We start from the raw sequence: 20,932 nt of genomic DNA on the forward strand, positions 1-20,932 counted from the left end.
CACCCATGTCGGAAAAACAACGGATCCTGGTGGTGGACGACGATCCGGAAGTGCGTGCCTGGCTGACGAGCGCGCTGGAAGAAGCCGGGTTCGGCGTTTCGGCGGTCGACAGCGCCGCCGGGATGCAGCAGCAGCTCGCGGCCGCGCCGCACGCGCTCGTGATTCTCGACCTGAAGCTGCGCGGCGAGGACGGCCTGACGGTCGCGCGCGAGCTGCGGCGCCGCTCCGACGTGTCGATCATCATGATCAGCGGCCTTGGCGACGAGACGGATCGCGTGCTAGGCCTCGAGACCGCGGCCGACGATTTCGTCACGAAACCGTTCTCCGGGCGCGAATTGATCGCGCGCGTGCGCGCCCAGTTGCGGCGTACGACCGAGCTGTCGATGCCGCGCCCCGCATCGAACGGCGGCGGCCCGCGCTACTGCTTCGACGGCTGGACGATGGATCTGGCCGCGCGCACGCTGACGCACAACGGTGCGCCGTGCTCGCTGACACAGGGCGAATTCGAGCTGCTCGCCGCGATGGTGCAGCAGCCGTCGCGCGTCTGGTCGCGCGACCGGTTGCTCGAACATACGCGCGGCTTCGGCATCGATGTATACGACAGAACGATCGACGTGCTGATCCTGCGCCTGCGCCGCAAGATCGAACCGAACCCCGAGCAGCCGACTTATATCCGCACGCAGCGTGGCGTCGGCTATATGTTCGCGGTGCCCGTCGTGCGCGTGTGACGCGATGCGCGCGACGTTCAGGCTGTTGCCGCCCTGGAGTGTCCGGGCCAAGCTGATCGCGACGTTCCTGCTGCTGTTCGGCATCACGCTCGCAGTCGTGGTGGTCGGCGTGCTCGGCATGCGCGCGAACCAGAACGCGCTCGACGAATACGAGGCGAACGTGGTGCCGGAGATCGCCCGTGCGCTCGAGTTGTCGGACAAGGTCGCGCAGCTCGCCGCGGTCGCGCCGAGCATGATGCTGACGGATTCTTCTGACCTGCTGCACAACGACACCGAGCTGCTGCGCGGCCTGCTCGGCGACATCCGGCGGTTGTCGCCGGGCTTCGGCAAACAGCCGGGGCCCGCCGCCAAGGCCGGCGAGCGACTCGCGGTGATCGACGATCTCGACGCGATCGACCAGGATCTCGCCAGGCTGCTGATCGTGTCGGGCCGGCAGCGGCAACTCAAGGAGGAACTGAGCGACCTGCGCGTCGCGAACGACCGCATCGGCGCAAGCATCGCGCGCGACAAGAGCGTGATTGCAAAGCGCGCGCCGACGCTGCTCGAGATCTGGGCCCGCACGGCCGGAGCGCTCCAGGCCGCGAACGCAGCGGAGCTCGGCAGCGCGGAAAGCGATAACGAGGCGCTGTGGCTGCGCGTGCGCGAGCGCGGCGAGGATCGTCTGCAGCCGGCGCTTGCTGACGCGCTGCAGCACCTCGACGGCGGCGCGCGCAGCGTGTTCGCGGTGCGCCGCGAATTCCTGTCGAGCGAAGCGCAGACGGGCTATCTCGTCACGCTCCTGCGCGGCCACGCGGATCACCTGAGCGGCAAGTCGGCGCGCTACGTCGAACGCTTGCGGCAGATCGCCAGCGAGCGCAGCGACAAGGTGCGCAAGGTCGCGGTCTCCAGCCAGTCGGGACTGCTGCTGCTGGCCGTCGCGGGCGTCGCGGTCGCGCTGCTCGGCGTCGCCTACGCGAGCCGCATCCTGCACAAGCTGCAGGCGATGACGCGCGTGATGGCGCGACTCGCGAAAGGGATTACGTCCGACCGGATGCCGTCGACGCACCGGCCCGACGAAATCGGCGAGCTGGCGCGCGCGTTCGAGGTGTTTCGCACCAATCTGATCGAAAAGGAGCAACTGACCCAGGGGCTCGAGTCGCAGCGCCGCCTGCAGGAGTCGGTGCTCAATTCGATGAACGACGGGGTGTCCGTCCACGACACGCACGGCAGCCTGATCGCGTGGAATCCGCCCTTCGCGACGCTGCTCGGGATCGACCCGGGCGCGCTGCATTCGGGCCTGTCGCTCGCGGCGCTGCGGCAGGCCATGCACCAGCCGGCGCGCTGGCGCCAAGTGTCGCGCGAAACCGCGACCCGCACGTCGGACGGCGCGCGTATCGCCGCATCGGCCGAACTGCACCTGCGGGACCAGCGGACCCTCGAATTCCACTGCCAGCCCCTTCCTGACGGCGGATGGGTGGCGGTCTGCCGCGACCTGACGAGCCGGCGCGCGGTCGAGGCGGAACTGCGTCAGGCGCAGAAGATGGATGTGCTCGGCCAGCTGACGGGCGGGGTGGCGCACGATTTCAACAATTTCCTCGTCGCGATACTCGGCAATCTGGAGCTGCTGTTGCCGCGGCTGGAAGGGCAGCAGGACGCGCAGACGATGGCCGAGCGGGCACGCCGCGCGGCCGAGCGTGCGTCGCGGCTCACGCGGCGGCTGCTCGCATTCGCACGGCGCCAGCCGCTGCGGGCCGAGCGCGTGTCGGTGAGGGCGATGCTCGCGGAAATGCTCGATCTCGTCGAATACTCGGCGGGCCAGCGAGTGGCCGTCGTGCTGGAGCCGGCCGCCGATCCGATGTGGGTGAACGTCGATCGCGGCCAGCTCGAGAACGCGGTCCTCAACCTGACGCTCAACAGCGCCGCCGCGATGCCGGACGGCGGGGAGCTGGCGCTGGCCGCGCGCCGCGAACCGGCGGCCGACGGCGGCGCCGCGCACGCGATCGTGCTGAGCGTCACCGACACGGGCTGCGGGATCGCGCCGGTGCTGCTCGACAAGGTGATCGAACCATTTTTCACAACCAAGGCGGCTGGCGAGGGGAGCGGGCTCGGACTCAGCAGCGTCTACGGCTTCGTGCGCCAGAGCGGCGGCGATCTGCGCATCCACAGCGAGGTTGGCCGGGGGACGCGCGTCGAACTGTGGCTGCCCGAGAGCGCGCCGCCCGACCGGCGCGGCGCGCCGGCCGCCACGGCGGCCGCGCCTGTCGCGGCGCGCGCCGGTGCCCGCGTGCTCGTGGTCGACGACGATCCCGAAGTGCGCGACACGGCGCTCAGTCAGTTCGCGGCGCTTGGCGCGCGGGCCGACGCGGTCGACACCGGCGACGCGGCATTGCGCTGGCTGACCGAGCACGGCCCCGTCACGCTCGTGTTGTCGGACATCTCGCTCGGCGCGGGCGGCAGCGGCATCGCGCTCGCGGCGCGGCTCGCCGAGCGCTGGCCGGCGCAGCGCGTCGCACTTACCTCGGGCCTGCCGCCCGAGATTCATCAGACCCATCCCGACTGGCGCGCCGACCTGCCGTTCGTGCCGAAGCCGTTCGATCTGGCGGCACTCGCCGCGCTGCTGGGCTGACGCGCGACGGCGATTGTTTCGATTGTTAATGACGGGATGCGTTTCCGAAATTTTCGATTAACCGGACTAGGGTTTCATAGACCCACGGCACCCGGCGGCGCATTCGCGGCACCGTGGCGTGCGACGAGAACGATTCGAAAAACGGAGACACCGAATGACGAAGCTCAAAGTGGGTTTGCTGACGACGGCGCTTGCGACGGCGTTTTTTACGGCCGCCACGGCTGGCGCGGCGACGCTGCGGATCGCATGCGGCGCGGCCGGCGTCGACCAGGACATTTGCCAGGTCTCGGCAAAGCATTGGGCAGAGAAGACCGGCAACGAGGTCGAGTTCATCAGCATGCCAAATAACTCGAGCGAGACGCTGGCGCTGTATCAGCAACTGCTCGGCAGCGGTTCGGACAAGATCGACGTGATGCAGATCGATACGGTCTGGCCGGGCATCCTCGCGAACCATCTGGTCGACCTGAAGCCATACAGCAAGGGGCTGGAAAGCCAGTCGTTCCCGAGCATCGTCGCGAACGATACGGTCAACGGCAGGCTGGTCGCGATGCCGTGGTTCATCGATACGGGGCTGCTCTACTATCGCAAGGACCTGCTCGACAAGTATCGCGTGAAAGTGCCTGCGACGTGGGACGAGCTCGACGCCGCCGCGCGCAGGATCCAGTCGAGCGAGCGCGCGGCCGGCAACGAGAAGGTCTGGGGTTACGTGTGGCAGGGGCGGGCATACGAAGGGCTGACCTGCGATGCGCTCGAATGGATCAGCAGCTACAACGGCGGCACGGTGGTCGACGACAAGGGCCGCGTGACGATCGACAACCCTGGCGCGATCAGGGCGCTCGAGCAGTCGGCGAAATGGGTCGGCACGATCAGCCCGAAAGCCGTGCTGAATTACGGCGAAGAGGAAGCCCGCGGCGTGTTCCAGGCCGGCAACGCCGTGTTCATGCGCAACTGGCCGTACGCCTGGGCGATCGCGAATCGCGCGGGCAGCCCGATCAAGGGCAAGGTCGGCATCGCGCCGCTGCCCAAGGGCGGCGCAGACGGCCGCCCGGCCGCCGCGCTGGGCGGATGGCAGCTTGCCGTGTCGCGCTACTCCCCGAATCCGAAACTGGCCGCCGATCTCGTGATGTACCTGGCGAGCGCGGAGGTGCAGAAGATGCGCGCGATTCAGGGAGCGTACAACCCGACGATGCTCGCGCTCTACCGGGACAAGGACATCCTGCAGGCCAACCCGTTCATGGCCGACCTGCTGCCGACATTCGGCACCGCGGTCGCGCGGCCGTCGACCGTGACCGGCGCGAAGTACAACCAGGTCAGCAACCAGTTCTGGAACGCCGCACACGACGTGCTCGCCGGCAGCGACACCGCATCGGGCGCGCTCGCGCGGCTCGCCGCCACGCTCAACCGGCTCGCACCGGGCGGCAACTGGCACTGAGCGCCGCAGCGCGCGATTGATCGATCGGGCCGCCCGCCGCATGGCGCCGGCCTGACAGGAGACATCGAATGAGAACCGGAAGCATCGAGATAAGTAGTACTCCTGCATTCGTGAAGGTGCCCGCCAGGGCCCGAGCGGGGCTCGCGCAGGCGCGTCGGCGCCAGGCATGGCTGCTGGTGGCGCCCGCGCTGCTCGCGCTGGCGGCGATCGCCGGCTGGCCGCTGCTGCGCACCGCATGGTTCAGCCTGACCGACGCGCAACTTTCCGATCTGTCGCAACGCCGCTTCGTCGGCCTCGACAATTATCTCGGCGCTGCGGGCGTGCTGCGCGATCCGGCCTGGTGGCAGGCCGTCGGCAACACCGTGCTGTTCTCCGCGGCGTCGGTAGTGCTCGAGACGGCCGCGGGCATGGGCGTCGCGCTGCTGCTGGACGTGCCGTCGCGGCTGCGCACGCTGCTGCGCGCGGCCGTGCTCGTGCCGTGGGCGATCCCGACCGTCGTGTCGGCGAAGATCTGGAGCTGGATGCTCAACGACCAGTTCGGGATCGTCAACGCGATGCTGATGTCGATCGGCGCGATCCATGAACCGCTCGCATTTACCGCCGACGCACGCCTCGTATTCCCGACCATCGTGCTTGTCGACGTGTGGAAGACGACCCCGTTCATGGCGCTGCTGATGCTTGCCGCGCTGCAGACGGTGCCGCGCGATTGCTACGAGGCCGCGCGAGTCGACGGCGTGCCGCGCTGGCGCGTGTTCCGGTCGGTGACGCTGCCGCTGATCCTGCCCGGCGTGCTGGTCGCGATGATCTTCCGCTCGCTCGACGCGTTGCGCGTGTTCGACCTGATCTACGTGATGACGTCGAACAGCCGGATCACGAAAAGCATGTCGGTCTATGTGCGCGAACAGCTGATCGATTTCCAGCAGGTCGGGTTCGGGTCGGCGTCGGCGATGCTGCTGTTCGCCACGATCGTGCTGTTCACCATCGGCTACATGGCGCTCAGCCGCCGCCGGATGAAGGAGGCGTGACTTGAAGAAGCATTCACTCGATGCCGCGATTCACGGGCTGCTGTCGGCGCTCGTGCTGGTGATCGCGCTGTTCCCGTTCGTCTACATGATCGGCACGTCGGTCAAGCACGGCGACGCGTTGTTCGATACGTCGCTGTTTCCGTCGAGCCCGTCGCTCGACAACTATCGGCAGCTGTTCCGCGGCCAGCCGTTCGGCGCGTACCTGCTGAACTCGGCGCTCGTCGCGGGCGGGGCGGTCGCGCTGTCGCTCGCCGTCTCGGTGCTCGCTGCGTATGCGCTTGGCCGCGTGTCGTTCCGCGGGCGCGGCGTGTTGATGATGTGCATTCTCGGCGTGTCGATGTTTCCTCAGGTCGCGATCCTGTCGGGTCTGTTCGAGCTGGTTCGCATGCTCGGTCTGTACGACCATCTCGGCGCGCTCGTGCTGTCCGACCTGATCTTCACGCTGCCGTTCACGATCTGGATTCTCGTCACGTTCATGCGCGAGCTGCCGCGCGAGCTGGAAGAAGCGGCGCTCGTCGACGGCGTCGGCGTGTTCACGCTGATCTTCCGGATCTTCATGCCGCTGCTGCGGCCGGCGCTGGCCGCGACGTCGCTGCTCGCGTTCGTGTCGGCCTGGAACGAGTTCCTGTTCGCGCTGACCTTCATGATCTCGCCGGGCCAGCGCACGGTACCCGTCGCGATCACGATGATCTCGGGCGCGAGCAGTTACGAATTGCCATGGGGAACCATCATGGCCGCGTCGGTCATCGTCACGGTGCCGCTCGTGCTGCTGGTGCTGGTGTTTCAGCGGCATATCGTGTCCGGTCTGACTGCCGGCGCGGTCAAGGGTTGACGCGCATCGGCGCATCAGGATCGAGAGGAAAAACATGAGTCAGATCAAGTTGAGCGGTCTTCACAAGCAGTTCGGCACGACCCCCATCCTCAGCGACGTGAATCTCACGATCGAGCCGGGCGAGTTCTGCGTATTCATCGGCCCGTCGGGCTGCGGCAAGTCGACGTTGCTGCGGATCGTCGCCGGCCTCGAGGAACAGAGCGCGGGCGACGTGTGGATCGATGGCCGCTGCGTCAACACGTTTGCGCCTGCCCAGCGCGACATCGCGATGGTGTTTCAGAGCTATGCGCTCTATCCGCACATGTCCGTCTACGAAAACATGGCGTTCGGCCTGCGTCATCTGCGCTTGCCGAAGGACGAGATCGACCGGCGCGTGCGGCTCGCGTCCGAGTCGCTGCGTCTTGGCGAACTGCTCGAACGCAAGCCAGGCGCGCTGTCGGGCGGCCAGCGGCAGCGCGTCGCGATCGGCCGCGCGATCGTTCGCAAGCCGAAAGTGTTCCTGTTCGACGAGCCGCTGTCGAACCTCGATGCGGCGCTGCGCGTGAAGACGCGCGTCGAGATCGCGAAGCTCCACCGCGGCCTCGACAGCACCAGCATGATCTACGTGACGCACGACCAGGTCGAGGCGATGACGCTCGCCGACAAGATCGTGCTGCTGCGGCCGCTCGAAGGACGCAACGGGATCGCAAGCATCGCGCAGATCGGCACGCCGCTCGATCTGTATCACCGCCCGGCGAGCCGGTTCGTCGCCGGTTTTATCGGCTCGCCGGCGATGAACTTTCTGCCGGCAAGCGTCGCGGCGGCTGGCGGCACCGAGGTTCGCGCGCTGGCGAAGGATCATCCGCTGATCGCCGGCGTGTGCGGCGACGACCTCGAACCGGGTGCCCGCGTGACGCTCGGCATCCGCCCGGAACATGTGCGGGTGGGCGCCGGCATCGTGACGGGCGAGGTCGCGCACGCCGAGCAGATGGGCGAGCACACCTATCTGTATCTCGATACGCCGCTGTGCGACCAGCCGATCGTCGCGAAGACCGACGCGCTCACCGTGCGGATCGGCGAGCGCGTGCGCTTCGATCTGCCGGCCGGCGCGATGCATCTGTTTCATCCGGACGGACGCGCGGCGGCACGTACGCCGCACGCGCCTGCCGAACCGGCGCTGGCGCTCGCCTGAGCGGCACGCAGGGCATTCAATCACGGGTTTCAGGCGGCCACGGCGCAAGGCCGCTGTCGAATTGGCGCCAAATCATCGATAAAGGATAGTCATGCTAAACAATAAGCTTTCAGTGATCGTCTGGAACGAGTTCGAGCACGAACGGGAAAACGCAGGCGTGCGAGCGATCTACCCTGACGGCCTGCACGAGGTGATCGCCAGCGCGCTCGCAGAGACGCCGGCGCTCGGCCACGGCGCATTGCCGCTTGAAATCGGCACCGCGACGCTCGATCAGCCCGAGCATGGGCTCGACGAAGCGCGGCTCGCCGCGTGCGACGTGCTGATCTGGTGGGGGCACAAGGCGCATGCGAAAGTTTCCGACGAGATCGTCGAGCGCGTGCAGCGCCGCGTGCTCGAAGGGATGGGCCTGATCGTGCTGCATTCCGGACACTTCTCGAAGATTTTCCGCCGCCTGCTCGGCACGAACTGTTCGCTGAAGTGGCGCGAGGCGGCCGAGAAGGAGCGGCTGTGGGTCGTCGAGCCGTCCCATCCGATCGCGGCGGGACTCGGTGAATATTTCGAGCTGCAGCACGAGGAAATGTACGGCGAGCGTTTCGACATCCCGCAACCGGACAGCACCGTTTTCATCTCGTGGTTCGAAGGCGGCGAGGTGTTTCGTTCGGGCTGCTGCTGGGAGCGCGGCCATGGCCGGATCTTCTATTTCCGTCCCGGGCACGAAGCGTATCCGACCTATCACGACCGCAACGTGCAGCGTGTGATCGCGAACGCAGTGCAGTGGGCCGCCCCCCGCGTGAACCTCGTCGACCGCTGCCCGAACTCGGCGCCGCTCGAAACGCTCAGCGAGAAGAGCGGGCAGTTCGCGCACGTCGGCATCCAGCAAACCGCCGGAGACCTCGCATGAACGACGATTACAAGGTCGAGCTGCCGGAAGTGGCCGCGATCGCGCGCGGCCGCCGGCTGCGCGTAGGCGTGATCGGACTCGGAATCGGTCGCAAACATGTCGAAGGCTGGCGCGAGCATCCGGATGTCGACGTGGTCGCGATCGCCGATCCCGATGCGAAGCGGCTCGCGAAAGTCGGCGACGCATTCGGCATCGACGCACGCTACGCCACGGCCGATGCAATGCTGGCAGCGGAGAAGCTCGATGTCGTCAGCGTCTGCACGCCGAACGTGTTTCATCGCGAGCTGACGCTCGCCGCGTTCGACGCCGGCTGCCACGTGCTGTGCGAGAAACCGATGGCGCTGAACGCGGACGAGGGACGCGACATGCTGATCGCCGCGCAGCGCGCCGGCAAGCGGCTCATGATCAATTTCTCGTACCGCTTCAGCGCGCAGTCGCGTGCGCTGAAGGCGCAGGTCGATAGCGGTCTGTTCGGCGATTTCTACTTCGGACGCACGGTCTGGCACCGCCGGCGCGGGATGCCGGGCTTCGGCGGCTGGTTCGGCACCAAGGCGCTGGCGGGCGGCGGCCCGCTGATCGATCTCGGCGTGCATCGCCTCGATCTCGCGCTGTGGTTGATGGGCTATCCGAAGCCCGTGTGGGTGATGGGCAGCACCTACGATCCGATCGCGCGCGAGCTCGCGGCGCGCGCGGGCAAGACATTCGACGTCGAGGATCTCGCGGCCGCGCTGATCCGCTTCGACAACGGCGCGACGCTCGCGCTCGAGGCGTCGTGGGCAACCAACATCCAGGAAGCGGAGCTGATGGAGACGCGCCTGCTCGGCACGCGCGCCGGGCTGCTGCAGAAGAACCTGAACGAGGGCTACACGTTCGACGCGCACGTGTTCATCGAGCAGAACGGCGCGCAGTTCGACATGCGCCTGAATCCGCCCGCGGAAGGCGCGCATTCCGCGATGTACGACTACGCGGAAGCGATCCTGTGCGACGTTCCGCATCCGGCGCCCGGGGAGGAAGGGCTGATCGTGATGGAAATTCTCGACGCGATCTATGCGAGCGCAGCCGCGGGCGAGCCGATCCGCATTCACGCGCCCGGGCCGGCGGCCGTCGCCGCGCCGCCCTTGCTGGACCTCGACGTCGCGGGTTGACGTCGCACCGGGCCGGCGCGGGTCGTCCACCGCGCCGGCCCGCCGATCGCACGACGCAGCACGCACACCTATTCGATGACGCCGCGCATCGCACGCGGCGCACTGACAACGTTTGGAGACACGTTCATGATCAACGAAGCAGGCCGCGCCGCGCGCGCTCCCGCACGCACCGCGTTCAGACCCACGCGGCTCGCCGCCGCTTTCTCGCTGGCCGTTGCATCGGCCGCGCTGCATGCGGCGCCGGATCCGGCAACGACGGTCGCCGCGGACGGCGCGCCGGGCGGGTTGTCGCAGGCAACGGGCGTCGTGCCGGCCGACACGAGCCCTGCCAACGTGGCCACGCCGACGCCGTCGTCGGCCTGGAACCAGTTGACGCCGTGGACGCAGTTCCACGGCTATCTGCGGGCCGGCGTCGGCACCAGCGACAGTCACTCGCAGGCCTGCTTCCAGCTGCCGGGCGCGCAAAGCAAGTACCGGCTCGGCAACGAATGCCAGGTCTACAGCGAGCTGGAGATCGATCAGACGCTGTACAAATTCTCGAACGGCATGCAGTTGTCGGCGGTGGGCATGGCGAGCCTCGTCAACGATCTCGATCGCACGCCGACTTTCGATGGCAATCACGGCAAGATCCGCCTGCCGCAGTCGTACGTGCAGCTCACGAATTTCCCGGGTCTCGACGACATGCGAATCTGGTTCGGGCGCATCTACTACCGGCGCAACGACGTTCACATCAACGACTTCTTCTACTGGAACCCGAGCGGCCTCGGCGCGGGCATCGAGAACGTGCCGATCGGTGGTGGCCTGAAGCTCAGTTACGCGCTATTTCGCGAGGACTACATCGACCAGCCGGATTACGCGACGCGCCACGACCTGCAACTGTCGGGCCTGCACCCGAACCCCGGCGGGGAACTGCAGTTCGGGCTGTCGTACATCCCGGCCCGCGCGCCGGTGCTGAATGCGAGCGGCCTGCTGCAGGACGCGCACGGCGGCTGGTCGTTCACGGTTCAGCACGTGCAGACCAATCTGCTCGGAGGCAAGAACAAGCTCGCGTTCCAGTACGGCGTCGGTCCGGGCACGGGGCTCGGCTACACGGGAACGCTGACCAACGACAACCGCTACAAGAGCCTGCGCGTGCTTGACGCGTTCGACTGGCAGGCGACACGCGACTTCAGCGGACAGGTGGTCGGCATCTACCAGCGCGACATCGCGCCGTCGGGCGGATCGCAGACCTGGATCTCGATGGGCGTGCGGCCGGTGTATGCGTTCACGCAGCACGTCAAGCTGCAGGGCGACCTCGGGCACGATCGCGTGACGCCGTCCGGCGGCCCGACGCGCACGCTGCTGAAGGCGAGCGTTGCGTTGACGCTCGCGATGGACCGTTCCTTCTGGTCGCGGCCCGAATTCCGCGTGTTCTACACGTATGCGCGCTGGAACCAGGCCGCGCAGGATGCGGCCGCGCCCGGCGATCCCCTGTCGACGACGGGTATCTTCGGCACGTCGCGCACAGGTTCGACGGTCGGTGCGCAGGTCGAATGGTGGTGGTGAGCGCGATGACCGAACGCTGTACGACGATGTCGATGGGGGCCGATGCCGTGACGTTCTCGCGCATCGTGTTCGGGATGTGGCGGATCGGCGACTGGGCGTTGTCCGCCCGCGAGCGCCGTGCGCTGATCGAGGCGGCGCTGGAGCTCGGCGTGACGAGCTTCGACCATGCGGACATCTACGGCGACTACACGGCCGAGAGCCTGTTCGGCGACGTGCTGGCCGATGCGCCGCACCTGCGCGAGCGGATGCAGATCGTCACGAAGTGCGGGATCCGGCTCGTGTCCGCGCGCCGCCCCGCCCACGGGATCAAGCACTACGACACGCGGGATGCGCATGTGGTCGCGTCGGTCGAGCAGTCGCTGCGCGCGCTGCGCACCGACCGGCTCGACCTGTTGCTGCTGCATCGCCCCGATCCGCTGATGGATGCCGACGAAGTCGCCGCGACCTTCGCCGCGCTCCGGCGCGACGGAAAGGTGAGGCAATTCGGGGTATCGAACTTTACGCCGGCGCAGGCCGGGTTGCTGCAGGACCGGATGGCGGCGCACGGGATGTCGCTCGCGACGAACCAGGTCGAATGTTCGCTGCTGCATCTCGCGCCGCTCGACGATGGCACGTTCGACCAGGCGCAGCGCTGGCGCTGTCCGCCGATGCTGTGGTCGCCGCTCGCGGGCGGACGCCTGTTGACGGAGGCGTCGCCCGCCGCGGCGCGCGTGCGGGCGAGCGCCGTGCGGATCGGCAACGTGCTCGGCGTGCCGGTGACGACGGTGCTGTTCGCGTGGCTGCTCGCGCTGCCGTGCCGGCCGCTGCCGATCGTCGGGTCGAGCCGGATCGCGGCGCTGCGCGAAGCGGTGGAAGCGACCCGCATCCGGCTCGAACGCGAGCACTGGTTCGCGTTGCTGGGCGCGGCGCGCGGCGTGGACGTGCCATGACCCTAGCAATCGACACATGATGACAATCCGGGAGAGACGATGAGCGAAGCGACCCTGAACGGTCGGCCGGTCGCGCCGTGCGGCGTGCAGACCGGCGAACCACGCCTGCTGGCGGACATCGGCGGTACGCACGCGCGCTTCGCGCTGGAGACCGTGCGCGGCGGGATCGGCGACGTACGCGTCTATCGATGCAGCGCCCATGCCGGCGTGGACGACGCGGTGCGCGCGTTTCTGCGCGACGCGGACGGTGCGCAGGTGCGGCACGCGGCGATCGCGATCGCTAATCCCGTGAGCGGCGACATCGTCAGCATGACCAACCATGACTGGCGTTTCTCGATCGACGCGACGCGCCGCGCGCTCGGATTCGACACGCTGCATGTCTTCAACGATTTCGCGGCGCTGGCGATGGCCGTGCCGCATCTGTGCGCGGGGCAGCGACGGCAGGTCGGCGGCGGGCAGGCGACGCCGGAGGGTACGATCGGCGTACTCGGCGCTGGAACGGGGCTTGGCGTCTCGGCGCTCGTGCGCGCGGGCGACACATGGGTGCCGTTGTCCGGCGAGGGCGGGCATGTGTCGTTCGCGCCCGCCGACGCACGCGAGGCCGACGTGCTGCATTACGCGCGGGCGCGCTGGCAGCACGTATCGTTCGAGCGGCTGGTCGCCGGCCCCGGCATCGCGGTGATTCACGCGGCGCTGGCTGCGCGCGACGGCTGCGACGTACCCGGGGCCGACGCGGCTGATACCGCGGCCATCATCGCGCGTGCGCTCGCGGGAGACGCACGCTGCATGGCGACCCTCGACTGCTTCTGCGGCATGCTCGGCACGTTTGCCGGCAATCTGGCGCTGACCCTTGGCGCGACCGGCGGCATTCATATCGGCGGGGGCGTCGTGCCGCGCCTTGGCGCGTTGTTCGATGCATCGCCGTTCCGTGCCCGCTTCGAGGCGAAGGGCCGCTTTGCCGACTATCTCGCGAAGATTCCGACCTTCGTGATCACCGCGCCGCATCCTGCCTTCGTCGGCGTGTCGCGCCTGCTCACCCGCGCGTTGGGCGAGGCCGGCTGACGTGATGCATCGGCCTCGATCCGATGAGCTAAAGTTGGTTTCTTCGGTACTGAAGCAAGAGGCTGAACCGACAGGGTCTTGGCTGCAGTTCGGACTAAAACCGGAGGCAGGTCACGCGGACGCGACCGCGCTGCTGCAGCGGCGCACCTCCGCCGCGAGCGTTGCGGCGGATCTGCCAGGTTGAGCGGGTTTCACCTCGGTTTCCTGGACCTTCGGCCTGCTTGGAGAAATGCACGGATGAGCGAGCTTGTTCAAATTGCGCCTGGCGTTGTGTCTCATCCATGAAGCGTTTCTGAACTCGGCTGCCGCTCGATCCGCTGGAACACCTTGCAGCGGAATCGGCGGCCTCCATGAAACCGTTTCTAAGCCCAGACTCGCGTCGCGGGCAGGAGCACGGGCAGGCACTGCTAGCGGAACGCCCGCATCTGCCCCGTCATCATCTGCAGCATCTTGTTGGCGGCCACCGAGAGCTTGCGGCCCACGCGCGTGACCATGTGCGCCTCGGCGTTCTCGAGGATCGGATGCGCGATCTCGATCGCGAACAGCTCCCTGGCCTGCAGTTCGGCTGCCACCGCGAAGGCTGGCATCACCGCGATGCCGAGTCCCGATCTCACGAACTCCTTCAGGATGGCGAAGGAATTGGTGGTGACGATCGGCCCGAGCCGCACGCGCTCGGCGTATTCCACGGCCTCCATCATCTGCCGCGTGCCGTAGGAGGGGTGGGTGGCCGCCAGCGGGTAGGTGGCGAGCTGCTGCACCGTCAGCACCTTGTGGCTGCGGCGGGGGAAGTCGGGGCCGACGATCGCCATCATCGGCTGCCGCTTCGACGCGCGCGACACCAGTTTCGGCTCGGCGGGCGGGTTGTAGACCAGGCCGATCTCGCCCTCATCGTTCGAGATTTTGCGGATCACGTCGTTGGTGCTGCCCACGTCGAGGTTGACGCGGATCCCGGGGAACTGCCGGCAGAACTGCTGCATTGGCCCCGCCAGTAGATCCGAGACGAAGCCCTCGCCGAGCACCAGGCTGACCTGGCCGGTCGTGAGCCCACGCAGTTCCTGCAGGCGCGAGATCAGGTCGTCGCGGTGCGCGAGCTGCTCACGGAAATATTCGATCACGCAGCGTCCCGCCTCGGTGGGCGTCACGCCGCGCGCGTGGCGCTCCACCAGGGTGGCGTCGAGCTCCTTCTCCAGCAGCCCGATCTGGCGGCTCACGGCCGAGGGCGCCACGTCGAGCCAGTCGGCCGCGGCGCGGATCGTGCCGCAGCGCACGGCCTCGTAGAAATAGACGATCCGGCTGTCGGTAAGGGTATCGCTCATGATCCTGGTGTTCTAAAAAAGAGAACAATATCAATATTGGCGTTGATTGATTATACGGATCGCCGGACCGAACATCGTGGCCATGCAAGGCGGGCGCAAGCTGGCGCACCGGCCTCGAACCAACAGCTAACGGGAGTCGTCGGATGAAAACGGTGGGCGTGATCGGTCTGGGCAACATGGGGCGCGGCATGGCGGGTTCGCTGCGGCGTGGCGACTACACGGTGCTCGGCTACGACGCCGCGCCTGGCGTGGCGCTCGCGCTGGCCGGGCAGGACGTGCTGTCGGCGCGCGACTCGGTGGCCGAGATCGCGCGCGACGCCGACGTGCTGTTGCTGTCGCTGCCGACGTCCGCGGTGGTCGAGGCGGTGGTGTTGGGCGCGGGCGGCGTGCTCGAGAATGCGAGACCGGGCAGCATCGTGATCGACACCACCACGGCTGATCCGGACAGCACGCGGCGCGTGGCGGCGGCCCTGGCCGAGCGTGGCATCGGCTTCGTCGACGGCCCGGTGAGCGGCGGCCCGAAGGGCGCGGCCACCGCCACCATGACCATGGTGCTGGGCGGCTCGGACAGCGATATCGCGGCCATCGAGCCGATCCTCGCGACGATCAGCGCCAAGCGCGTGCATGTGGGCCCGGTGGGCGCCGGCCACGTCACCAAGCTGCTCAACAATCTGCTGACCGGCGTGCACCTGCTGGTCGCCAGCGAGGCGGTGCGCACCGCGCGCGCGGCCGGCGTCGATCCGGAAAAGCTGGTCGAGGCGCTCAACGGCGGCTCCGGCCGCAACAGCGCGACGCTGACCAACTACCCGACCTGGATCTTCAACGGCAAGTTCGATTCCGGTTTCACCATGAAGCTGATGCGCAAGGACGTGCGGCTCGCGCTGGGCCTGCTCGATCAGTTCGACAGCGTTGCGCCGGTAGCGCGCGAGGCGGCGCGCGTGTGGGCCGCCAGCGAGGTATCCGTCGCCGACGGCGAGGACTTCAACCGCATCGTCGACTTCCTCGACCCTGCCTGAGGCCCGGCAGCCCGCGCCACGATCCCGCTCGACTCACCTATACGGAAACCTGACATGACCCAGCACGCAGACCAGTTGCTCGCCGCCTTCGCGCATTTCTTCCCCGGTGCCGCCACGATCGGCTCGTATATCGACGGCGAACTCGTCGCCGGCCAGGGGGACACGATCCAGCTTTACGATGCGGCGACGGGCGAGGCCACGCTCGCCTATCGCGACGCCGGCGCAGCCGTGATCGGCCATGCCGCCGAAAGCGCGCGCCGCGCGCAGCGCGAATGGTGGGCGCTGACGCATGCCGCGCGCGGCCGCGTGATGCAGGAGGTGGCGCGCGCGATCCGCGCCGAGGCCGAGGCGATCGCGCGGCTGGAGGCGCTGGGCTCGGGCAAGCCGATCCGCGACTGCCGGGGCGAGGTGGCCAAGGTCGCGGAGATGTTCGAGTACTACGCGGGCTGGACCGACAAGTTCTACGGCAGCGTGATCCCGGTGCCGACCTCGCACCTCAACTACACGCGCCGCGAGCCGGCCGGCGTGGTGCTGCAGATCACGCCCTGGAACGCGCCGGTGTTCACCTGCGGCTGGCAGGTGGCGCCCGCGGTGGCGATGGGCAACGGCGTGCTGCTCAAGCCCTCGGAACTGACGCCCTTCACATCGCTGGCGGTCGCCAGGCTCGGCGAGGGGGCCGGGCTGCCGCGCGGCCTGGTCAACGTGCTGGCCGGCGCCGGTCACACCGCCGGGCAGGCCGCGATCGCGCATCGCGTGGTGAGCAAGGTGGTGTTCGTCGGCTCGCCGGCTACCGGCGCGCGCATCGCCGAGGCCGCCGCGCGCCGCGTGCTGCCCTGCGTGCTGGAGCTGGGCGGCAAGTCGGCCAATATCGTGTTCGCCGATGCCGACCTCAAGCGCGCGGCGCTGACCGCCCAGGCGGCGATCTTCGCCGGCGCGGGCCAGAGCTGCGTGGCCGGCTCGCGTCTGCTGGTGCAGCGCGCCGTCTACGACGACTTCGTCGCGATGGTGGCTGCCGGGGCGAAGAAGATTCGTGTCGGCGCGCCGCTCGACGATGCGACCGAGGTGGGCCCGATCAACAATCGCAAGCAGTACGACCACGTGATGTCGATGATCGAGAGCGGCGTGGCGGCTGGCGCCAGGCTCGCCAGTGGCTCGGCCGAGCGCGTCGGGGAGGGCCGCGGCGGCTACTTCGTGGCGCCCACCGTGCTGGCCGGTGTGTCGAACGCGATGGAGGTGGCGCGCACCGAGATCTTCGGTCCGGTGGTGGCCGCCATCCCGTTCGACACCGAGGAGGAGGCGATCGCGATCGCCAACGACACCGACTTCGGCCTGGCCGGCGCGGCCTGGACCACCGACGTGGCGCGCGCGCATCGCTTGGCCGCGCAGGTGAATGCCGGCACCTTCTGGATCAACGGCTACAAGACCATCAACGTAGCCTCCCCGTTCGGCGGCTACGGCATGAGCGGCTACGGCCGCTCGAGCGGGGTCGAGGCACTGTACGAATACACGCAGACCAAGAGCGTATGGGTCGAGACGGCTGAAGCGCCGCCCACCGCGTTCGGTTATCTGTAACTACCGGCCCGCATTCGACGGCAGCCGGGCTTCAAGGGGAGACTCGTCATGGAACACGCACTTGGTATCGAACGCCGCGAGCTTGGCGGCGCGGCCACCGCCAAGGTCCTGCTTTACGCGGCCGGCATTCTGCTGGTCGCCGAATGGATCGGCTCGTTCACGTTCAAGCTCGGACCGGGCAAGGTCGTGCTGCTGCCGATGATCTGGGCGCTGCTGCTCGGCGCCGCGGTGGGGCTGGCCAGCGCGCGCTGGAACAGCAGTGCGCGCCTGAGCGTGCCCGACCAGTTCTTCGCGGCCGCGATCCTGCAGCCGGCGCTGCTGCTGTTCGTCTCCAAGCTCGGGCTGATGGTGGGCAGTGCGCTGCCCAAGCTGGCTTCGGCGGGCTGGGCGCTGGCCTTTCAGGAATTCGGCCACTTCGTTGGCACCATCCTGCTCGGCCTGCCGCTCGCGTTGCTGCTCGGCATCAAGCGCGAGGCGATTGGCGCGACCTTCTCGGTGGGCCGCGAGCCGAGCCTGGCGATCATCGGCGAGAAGTACGGCATGGATTCGGCCGAGGGTCGCGGCGTGCTGGCCGAGTACCTGACCGGCACCGTGTTCGGTGCTGTGTTCATCGCCGTGTTCGCGGGTTTCGTGAGCAGCCTCGGCATCTTCGATCCACTCGCGCTGGCGATGGGTTCGGGCGTCGGCTCGGGCAGCATGATGGCGGCGGCCTCGGGCGCGATCGCCGCGCAGCAGGACCCGGAGACGGCGAAATCGGTGCTCGCCTTCGCCGCGGCCAGCAACCTGATCACCACCACCATCGGTACCTACTTCACGCTGTTCATCTCGCTGCCGCTCGCGGTCTGGGGCTATCGCGTGCTGGAGCCGCTGATCGGCCGCACCACCAAGGCATCGGCGCAGCCCGAGGCGGCCAGCCCGTCGCTGGGCGAAGTGCGGACCGAGGCGCCCGCGCTCGGCTACGGCGGCAAGCTGCTGGCCTGGATCGTGACGGCCGCGATGGCGCTGGTGTGCGACTGGATCGCCCACGGCACCACACCGCTGGTGGGGCTGCCGGGAATCGCGATCATGGTGTGCGCGACGATCGTCGGCGATGCGCTGGCGCGCGTAGCGGGGCGGCGGATTCCGGCGGTCTGCTGGGTATCGGTGGTGGCGATGTTCCTGACCTCGCCGTGGTGCCCGTGGGCTTCGCAGATCGCCGCGCTCAGCTCGCACAACGATTTCCTCGGGGTGACCACGCCGATGCTGGTGTTCGCGGGGCTGTCGATTGCCAAGGACATCCCGGCCTTCCGCCGGCTCGGCTGGCGCATCGTGCTGGTGTCCTTCGTGGCCAATGCCGGCACTTTCATCGGCGCGACCCTGGTGGCGCAGCTGTTCCATATCTGATGCCTCGCGGCGCGGCGGCGGGCGGCATGGACCGGCCCGCCGCCGTGCCGCGACGACCGACAAGAGCGCTCCCATCCGCATGAAACTGATCGATTCCATCGTCGCGCACGCCGACGAACTGACGGCGATCCGCCGCGACATCCATGCCCATCCCGAGCTGGGCTACGACGTGTTCCGTACCGCCGAACTCGTCGCCGAGCGGCTCGAGCAATGGGGTTATGCCGTCACGCGCGGCGTCGGCCGCACCGGCGTGGTCGGCACCCTGAAGCGCGGCGGCAGCGCGCGCGCGATCGGCCTGCGCGCCGACATGGATGCGCTGCCCGTGCAGGAAGCCAATACCTTCGCGCATCGTTCGACGGTGCCCGGCGCGATGCATGCCTGCGGCCACGACGGGCACACCACCATGCTACTGGGGGCCGCGCGCCATCTGGCGCGGCATGGCGAGTTCGACGGCACCGTGCAGTTGTTCTTCCAGCCGGCCGAGGAGTCGGGCGGCGGCGCGCGCGCGATGATCGAGGACGGCCTGTTCGAGCGTTTTCCGGTGGATGCCGTGTTCGGGCTGCACAACTGGCCCGGCATCGCGGCCGGTGATTTCGCCGTGCGGCCGGGGCCGCTGATGGCCTCGACCAGCCTGTTCCGGATCAACTTGCGCGGTGCCGGCTGCCACGCGGCCATGCCGCACCTGGGCCGCGACCCGGTGTTCGCGGCGGGGCAGGTGCTGAGCGCCCTGCAGGGAATCGTCACGCGCAACCGAAATCCGATCGACGGCGCGGTGCTGTCGGTCACGCAGGTGCATGCGGGCGAGGCAATGAACGTGGTGCCGACCGATGCCTGGCTCGGCGGCACGGTGCGGACCTTCTCCGATGCGACGCTCGACCTGATCGAGAGGCGCATGCGCGCCGTGGTGGCCGCGACGGCCGCGGCCTTCGATTGCGAGAGCGAGGTGGATTTCCAGCACCAGTATCCGGCTACCGTGAACGACGCCGAACAGACAGCGGTGGCGGTGGCGGTGATGCGCGAGGTCGTGGGCGACGCGCATGTGAATGCAGCCGTCGATCCGACCATGGCGGCGGAGGATTTCTCGTTCATGCTGCGCGAGAAGCCGGGTTGTTATGCGTTTCTCGGGAATGGGGTGGGCGATCATCGCGTGCATGGGCATGGCGGCGGGCCTTGCCTGCTGCATAACGCCAGTTATGACTTCAACGATGCCTTGCTGCCGGTCGGGGCGAGTTATTTCGTGAGGTTGGTGGAGCGGGTTTTGGGGCGGTAGCGGGGCGGTGCCGACTTTTCGGGGCAGTTCGTGATCAACGAGCGCCGCCGGGGTGGTCCCGGTATGGGTGGCGCTCGTTGGTAAACCTCGATTCGACGAGAGGGGGCCGCAATCACCCATGCGCAGGGGCTTTGAGCACATGCAGAGCAACCCTGGCCATGCCACGTTTCCTCAAGGCATCGGAGGTTGCATAAACATGAGCGAGAACGACACTTTCGAGACGAACACGTTCGGGTTCAAACTTCCCTGTCGTCGGTTCGTAATCGCGGCCGAGAGGCCGAAGGAGCGTCGGATACTATTCGGTATTCGAAGTTTCTGCTAACCGTGACCGCAGATACTGCTAGCGCGTGAATTCCCGGCGGCACAGCCGGCAAAGGCCGAGAGCGAGTTTCTCGTCGTGTCCGCCGTGATGCTTTGGCGCAACAATATGACTGAGGTGTGTTCACCAATTCTGCCAATGCACCTTCAAGAGTGTGAGATTGTGCAGTAGCCCGCGACCCGCTTGATGGGGCATGCCGCCCGTGACAAGCTCATAGTGCGCGTACGAACGGTGAGCGGCAAATTGGATGTAAGCGCAACGATTTTCTTCGGGTAACTGGAACGGATCGAAACTTCAATCCCTGCTTTTCGGGTTGATGGTAGCGGTCTGCATTGACGCTGACTGCCTGGCAAGCGCGGCCACTCGAACCAATGTATCCGGTGGTGTTCTTTGACGCGCGCGGATCAAAGATTCGCGAAGACGCCGTGGTGCGCACCGTTGCGCAAGATCATCAAGACTCGAGGACACTTCCCAACCGATGAGGCTGCAACCAGGCTCATCTGGCTGGCACTGCGCAACATCACTGCCGGTTGGGGGCTGCTCATGACGGGAAGGAGACTATGAACCTGCTCGCCATCCTGAAACCGCCTGAAATGAGCGCAACGATAGTTCGTCGGACTCCCGCGTCATCCATCATTTCCCCTTGCTTCTGTGAAATTGCCGTGCTAATTTTTCATGAAA

Annotated in this window: 15 protein-coding genes and 2 pseudogenes; 16 read left to right on the plus strand and 1 reads right to left on the minus strand. The window is 67.7% G+C overall.

Annotated elements, in window-relative coordinates; translation table 11 throughout:
* Window positions 1–5: 5 nt before the first annotated feature.
* The 11 genes and pseudogenes from DIE13_RS26495 to DIE13_RS26545 form a co-directional block, all read left to right on the plus strand.
* Window positions 6–728, plus strand: coding sequence for a response regulator (locus DIE13_RS26495; RefSeq protein WP_124830047.1), 723 nt, complete (start codon window positions 6–8; stop codon window positions 726–728).
* Window positions 729–732: 4 nt separating this feature from the next.
* On the plus strand, window positions 733–3,333 hold the full coding sequence (locus DIE13_RS26500; protein ID WP_124830048.1) for an ATP-binding protein: 2,601 nt from the start codon (window positions 733–735) through the stop codon (window positions 3,331–3,333).
* 154 nt (window positions 3,334–3,487) lie between these two features.
* On the plus strand, window positions 3,488–4,765 hold the full coding sequence (locus DIE13_RS26505; protein WP_124830049.1) for an ABC transporter substrate-binding protein: 1,278 nt from the start codon (window positions 3,488–3,490) through the stop codon (window positions 4,763–4,765).
* A 68-nt stretch (window positions 4,766–4,833) separates the two neighbouring features.
* A complete protein-coding gene (locus DIE13_RS26510; RefSeq protein ID WP_124830050.1) occupies window positions 4,834–5,790 on the plus strand; it encodes a carbohydrate ABC transporter permease in 957 nt (318 codons plus the stop codon).
* A gap of 1 nt (window position 5,791) precedes the next feature.
* Window positions 5,792–6,622 (plus strand): carbohydrate ABC transporter permease, encoded by an 831-nt coding sequence (locus tag DIE13_RS26515; RefSeq protein ID WP_124830051.1) that lies wholly within the window; start codon window positions 5,792–5,794, stop codon window positions 6,620–6,622.
* A gap of 34 nt (window positions 6,623–6,656) precedes the next feature.
* On the plus strand, window positions 6,657–7,793 hold the full coding sequence (locus tag DIE13_RS26520; RefSeq protein WP_124830052.1) for an ABC transporter ATP-binding protein: 1,137 nt from the start codon (window positions 6,657–6,659) through the stop codon (window positions 7,791–7,793).
* A 91-nt stretch (window positions 7,794–7,884) separates the two neighbouring features.
* Window positions 7,885–8,694, plus strand: a complete 810-nt coding sequence (locus tag DIE13_RS26525) for a ThuA domain-containing protein (RefSeq protein WP_124830053.1) — start codon at window positions 7,885–7,887, stop codon at window positions 8,692–8,694.
* On the plus strand, window positions 8,691–9,839 hold the full coding sequence (locus DIE13_RS26530; protein ID WP_124830054.1) for a Gfo/Idh/MocA family protein: 1,149 nt from the start codon (window positions 8,691–8,693) through the stop codon (window positions 9,837–9,839). Before DIE13_RS26525 ends, DIE13_RS26530 begins: the two co-directional genes overlap by 4 nt.
* A 126-nt stretch (window positions 9,840–9,965) precedes the next feature.
* Window positions 9,966–11,384: a carbohydrate porin gene (locus DIE13_RS26535; RefSeq protein ID WP_124830055.1), complete on the plus strand. Its 1,419-nt coding sequence runs from the start codon at window positions 9,966–9,968 to the stop codon at window positions 11,382–11,384.
* Window positions 11,372–12,313, plus strand: a complete 942-nt coding sequence (locus DIE13_RS26540; RefSeq protein ID WP_124830056.1) for an aldo/keto reductase family oxidoreductase — start codon at window positions 11,372–11,374, stop codon at window positions 12,311–12,313. Before DIE13_RS26535 ends, DIE13_RS26540 begins: the two co-directional genes overlap by 13 nt.
* A gap of 39 nt (window positions 12,314–12,352) precedes the next feature.
* Window positions 12,353–13,360, plus strand: a pseudogene (locus tag DIE13_RS26545) (glucokinase); the annotation flags it as partial.
* 422 nt (window positions 13,361–13,782) lie between these two features.
* On the opposite strand, the gene DIE13_RS26550 reads toward DIE13_RS26545, so the two are convergent.
* On the minus strand, window positions 13,783–14,691 hold the full coding sequence (locus tag DIE13_RS26550) for a LysR family transcriptional regulator (RefSeq protein ID WP_124830058.1): 909 nt from the start codon (window positions 14,689–14,691) through the stop codon (window positions 13,783–13,785).
* Between the two features lie 143 nt (window positions 14,692–14,834).
* Between DIE13_RS26550 and DIE13_RS26555 the strand changes: the two genes are divergently transcribed.
* From DIE13_RS26555 to DIE13_RS33875, 5 genes and pseudogenes are all read left to right on the plus strand, one after another.
* Window positions 14,835–15,707, plus strand: coding sequence for an NAD(P)-dependent oxidoreductase (locus DIE13_RS26555; RefSeq protein ID WP_124830059.1), 873 nt, complete (start codon window positions 14,835–14,837; stop codon window positions 15,705–15,707).
* 54 nt (window positions 15,708–15,761) lie between these two features.
* Complete coding sequence (locus DIE13_RS26560; protein WP_124830060.1) at window positions 15,762–17,279, plus strand: aldehyde dehydrogenase; 1,518 nt, start codon at window positions 15,762–15,764, stop codon at window positions 17,277–17,279.
* A gap of 48 nt (window positions 17,280–17,327) precedes the next feature.
* Window positions 17,328–18,662: a DUF3100 domain-containing protein gene (locus DIE13_RS26565; protein ID WP_124830061.1), complete on the plus strand. Its 1,335-nt coding sequence runs from the start codon at window positions 17,328–17,330 to the stop codon at window positions 18,660–18,662.
* A 79-nt stretch (window positions 18,663–18,741) separates the two neighbouring features.
* Window positions 18,742–19,932, plus strand: coding sequence for a M20 aminoacylase family protein (locus DIE13_RS26570; protein ID WP_124830062.1), 1,191 nt, complete (start codon window positions 18,742–18,744; stop codon window positions 19,930–19,932).
* 657 nt (window positions 19,933–20,589) lie between these two features.
* Window positions 20,590–20,694: pseudogene (locus DIE13_RS33875) on the plus strand (transposase); the annotation flags it as partial.
* Between the last annotated feature and the right edge of the window lie 238 nt (window positions 20,695–20,932).

It is taken from the genome of Burkholderia sp. Bp9016, assembly GCF_003857765.1.
GTDB lineage: Bacteria > Pseudomonadota > Gammaproteobacteria > Burkholderiales > Burkholderiaceae > Burkholderia.

Excerpts from the sequence above, each read along its gene's own strand:
- DIE13_RS26530 (WP_124830054.1), top strand. The coding sequence starts at position 8,691 with ATGAACGACGATTACAAGGTCGAGCTGCCGGAAGTGGCCGCGATCGCG.
- DIE13_RS26550 (WP_124830058.1), bottom strand. The coding sequence starts at position 14,691 with ATGAGCGATACCCTTACCGACAGCCGGATCGTCTATTTCTACGAGGCC.
- DIE13_RS26555 (WP_124830059.1), top strand. The coding sequence starts at position 14,835 with ATGAAAACGGTGGGCGTGATCGGTCTGGGCAACATGGGGCGCGGCATG.
- DIE13_RS26540 (WP_124830056.1), top strand. The coding sequence starts at position 11,372 with ATGGTGGTGGTGAGCGCGATGACCGAACGCTGTACGACGATGTCGATG.
- DIE13_RS26535 (WP_124830055.1), top strand. The coding sequence starts at position 9,966 with ATGATCAACGAAGCAGGCCGCGCCGCGCGCGCTCCCGCACGCACCGCG.
- DIE13_RS26570 (WP_124830062.1), top strand. The coding sequence starts at position 18,742 with ATGAAACTGATCGATTCCATCGTCGCGCACGCCGACGAACTGACGGCG.
- DIE13_RS26520 (WP_124830052.1), top strand. The coding sequence starts at position 6,657 with ATGAGTCAGATCAAGTTGAGCGGTCTTCACAAGCAGTTCGGCACGACC.
- DIE13_RS26505 (WP_124830049.1), top strand. The coding sequence starts at position 3,488 with ATGACGAAGCTCAAAGTGGGTTTGCTGACGACGGCGCTTGCGACGGCG.
- DIE13_RS26560 (WP_124830060.1), top strand. The coding sequence starts at position 15,762 with ATGACCCAGCACGCAGACCAGTTGCTCGCCGCCTTCGCGCATTTCTTC.
- DIE13_RS26495 (WP_124830047.1), top strand. The coding sequence starts at position 6 with ATGTCGGAAAAACAACGGATCCTGGTGGTGGACGACGATCCGGAAGTG.
- DIE13_RS26565 (WP_124830061.1), top strand. The coding sequence starts at position 17,328 with ATGGAACACGCACTTGGTATCGAACGCCGCGAGCTTGGCGGCGCGGCC.
- DIE13_RS26500 (WP_124830048.1), top strand. The coding sequence starts at position 733 with ATGCGCGCGACGTTCAGGCTGTTGCCGCCCTGGAGTGTCCGGGCCAAG.
- DIE13_RS26510 (WP_124830050.1), top strand. The coding sequence starts at position 4,834 with ATGAGAACCGGAAGCATCGAGATAAGTAGTACTCCTGCATTCGTGAAG.
- DIE13_RS26525 (WP_124830053.1), top strand. The coding sequence starts at position 7,885 with ATGCTAAACAATAAGCTTTCAGTGATCGTCTGGAACGAGTTCGAGCAC.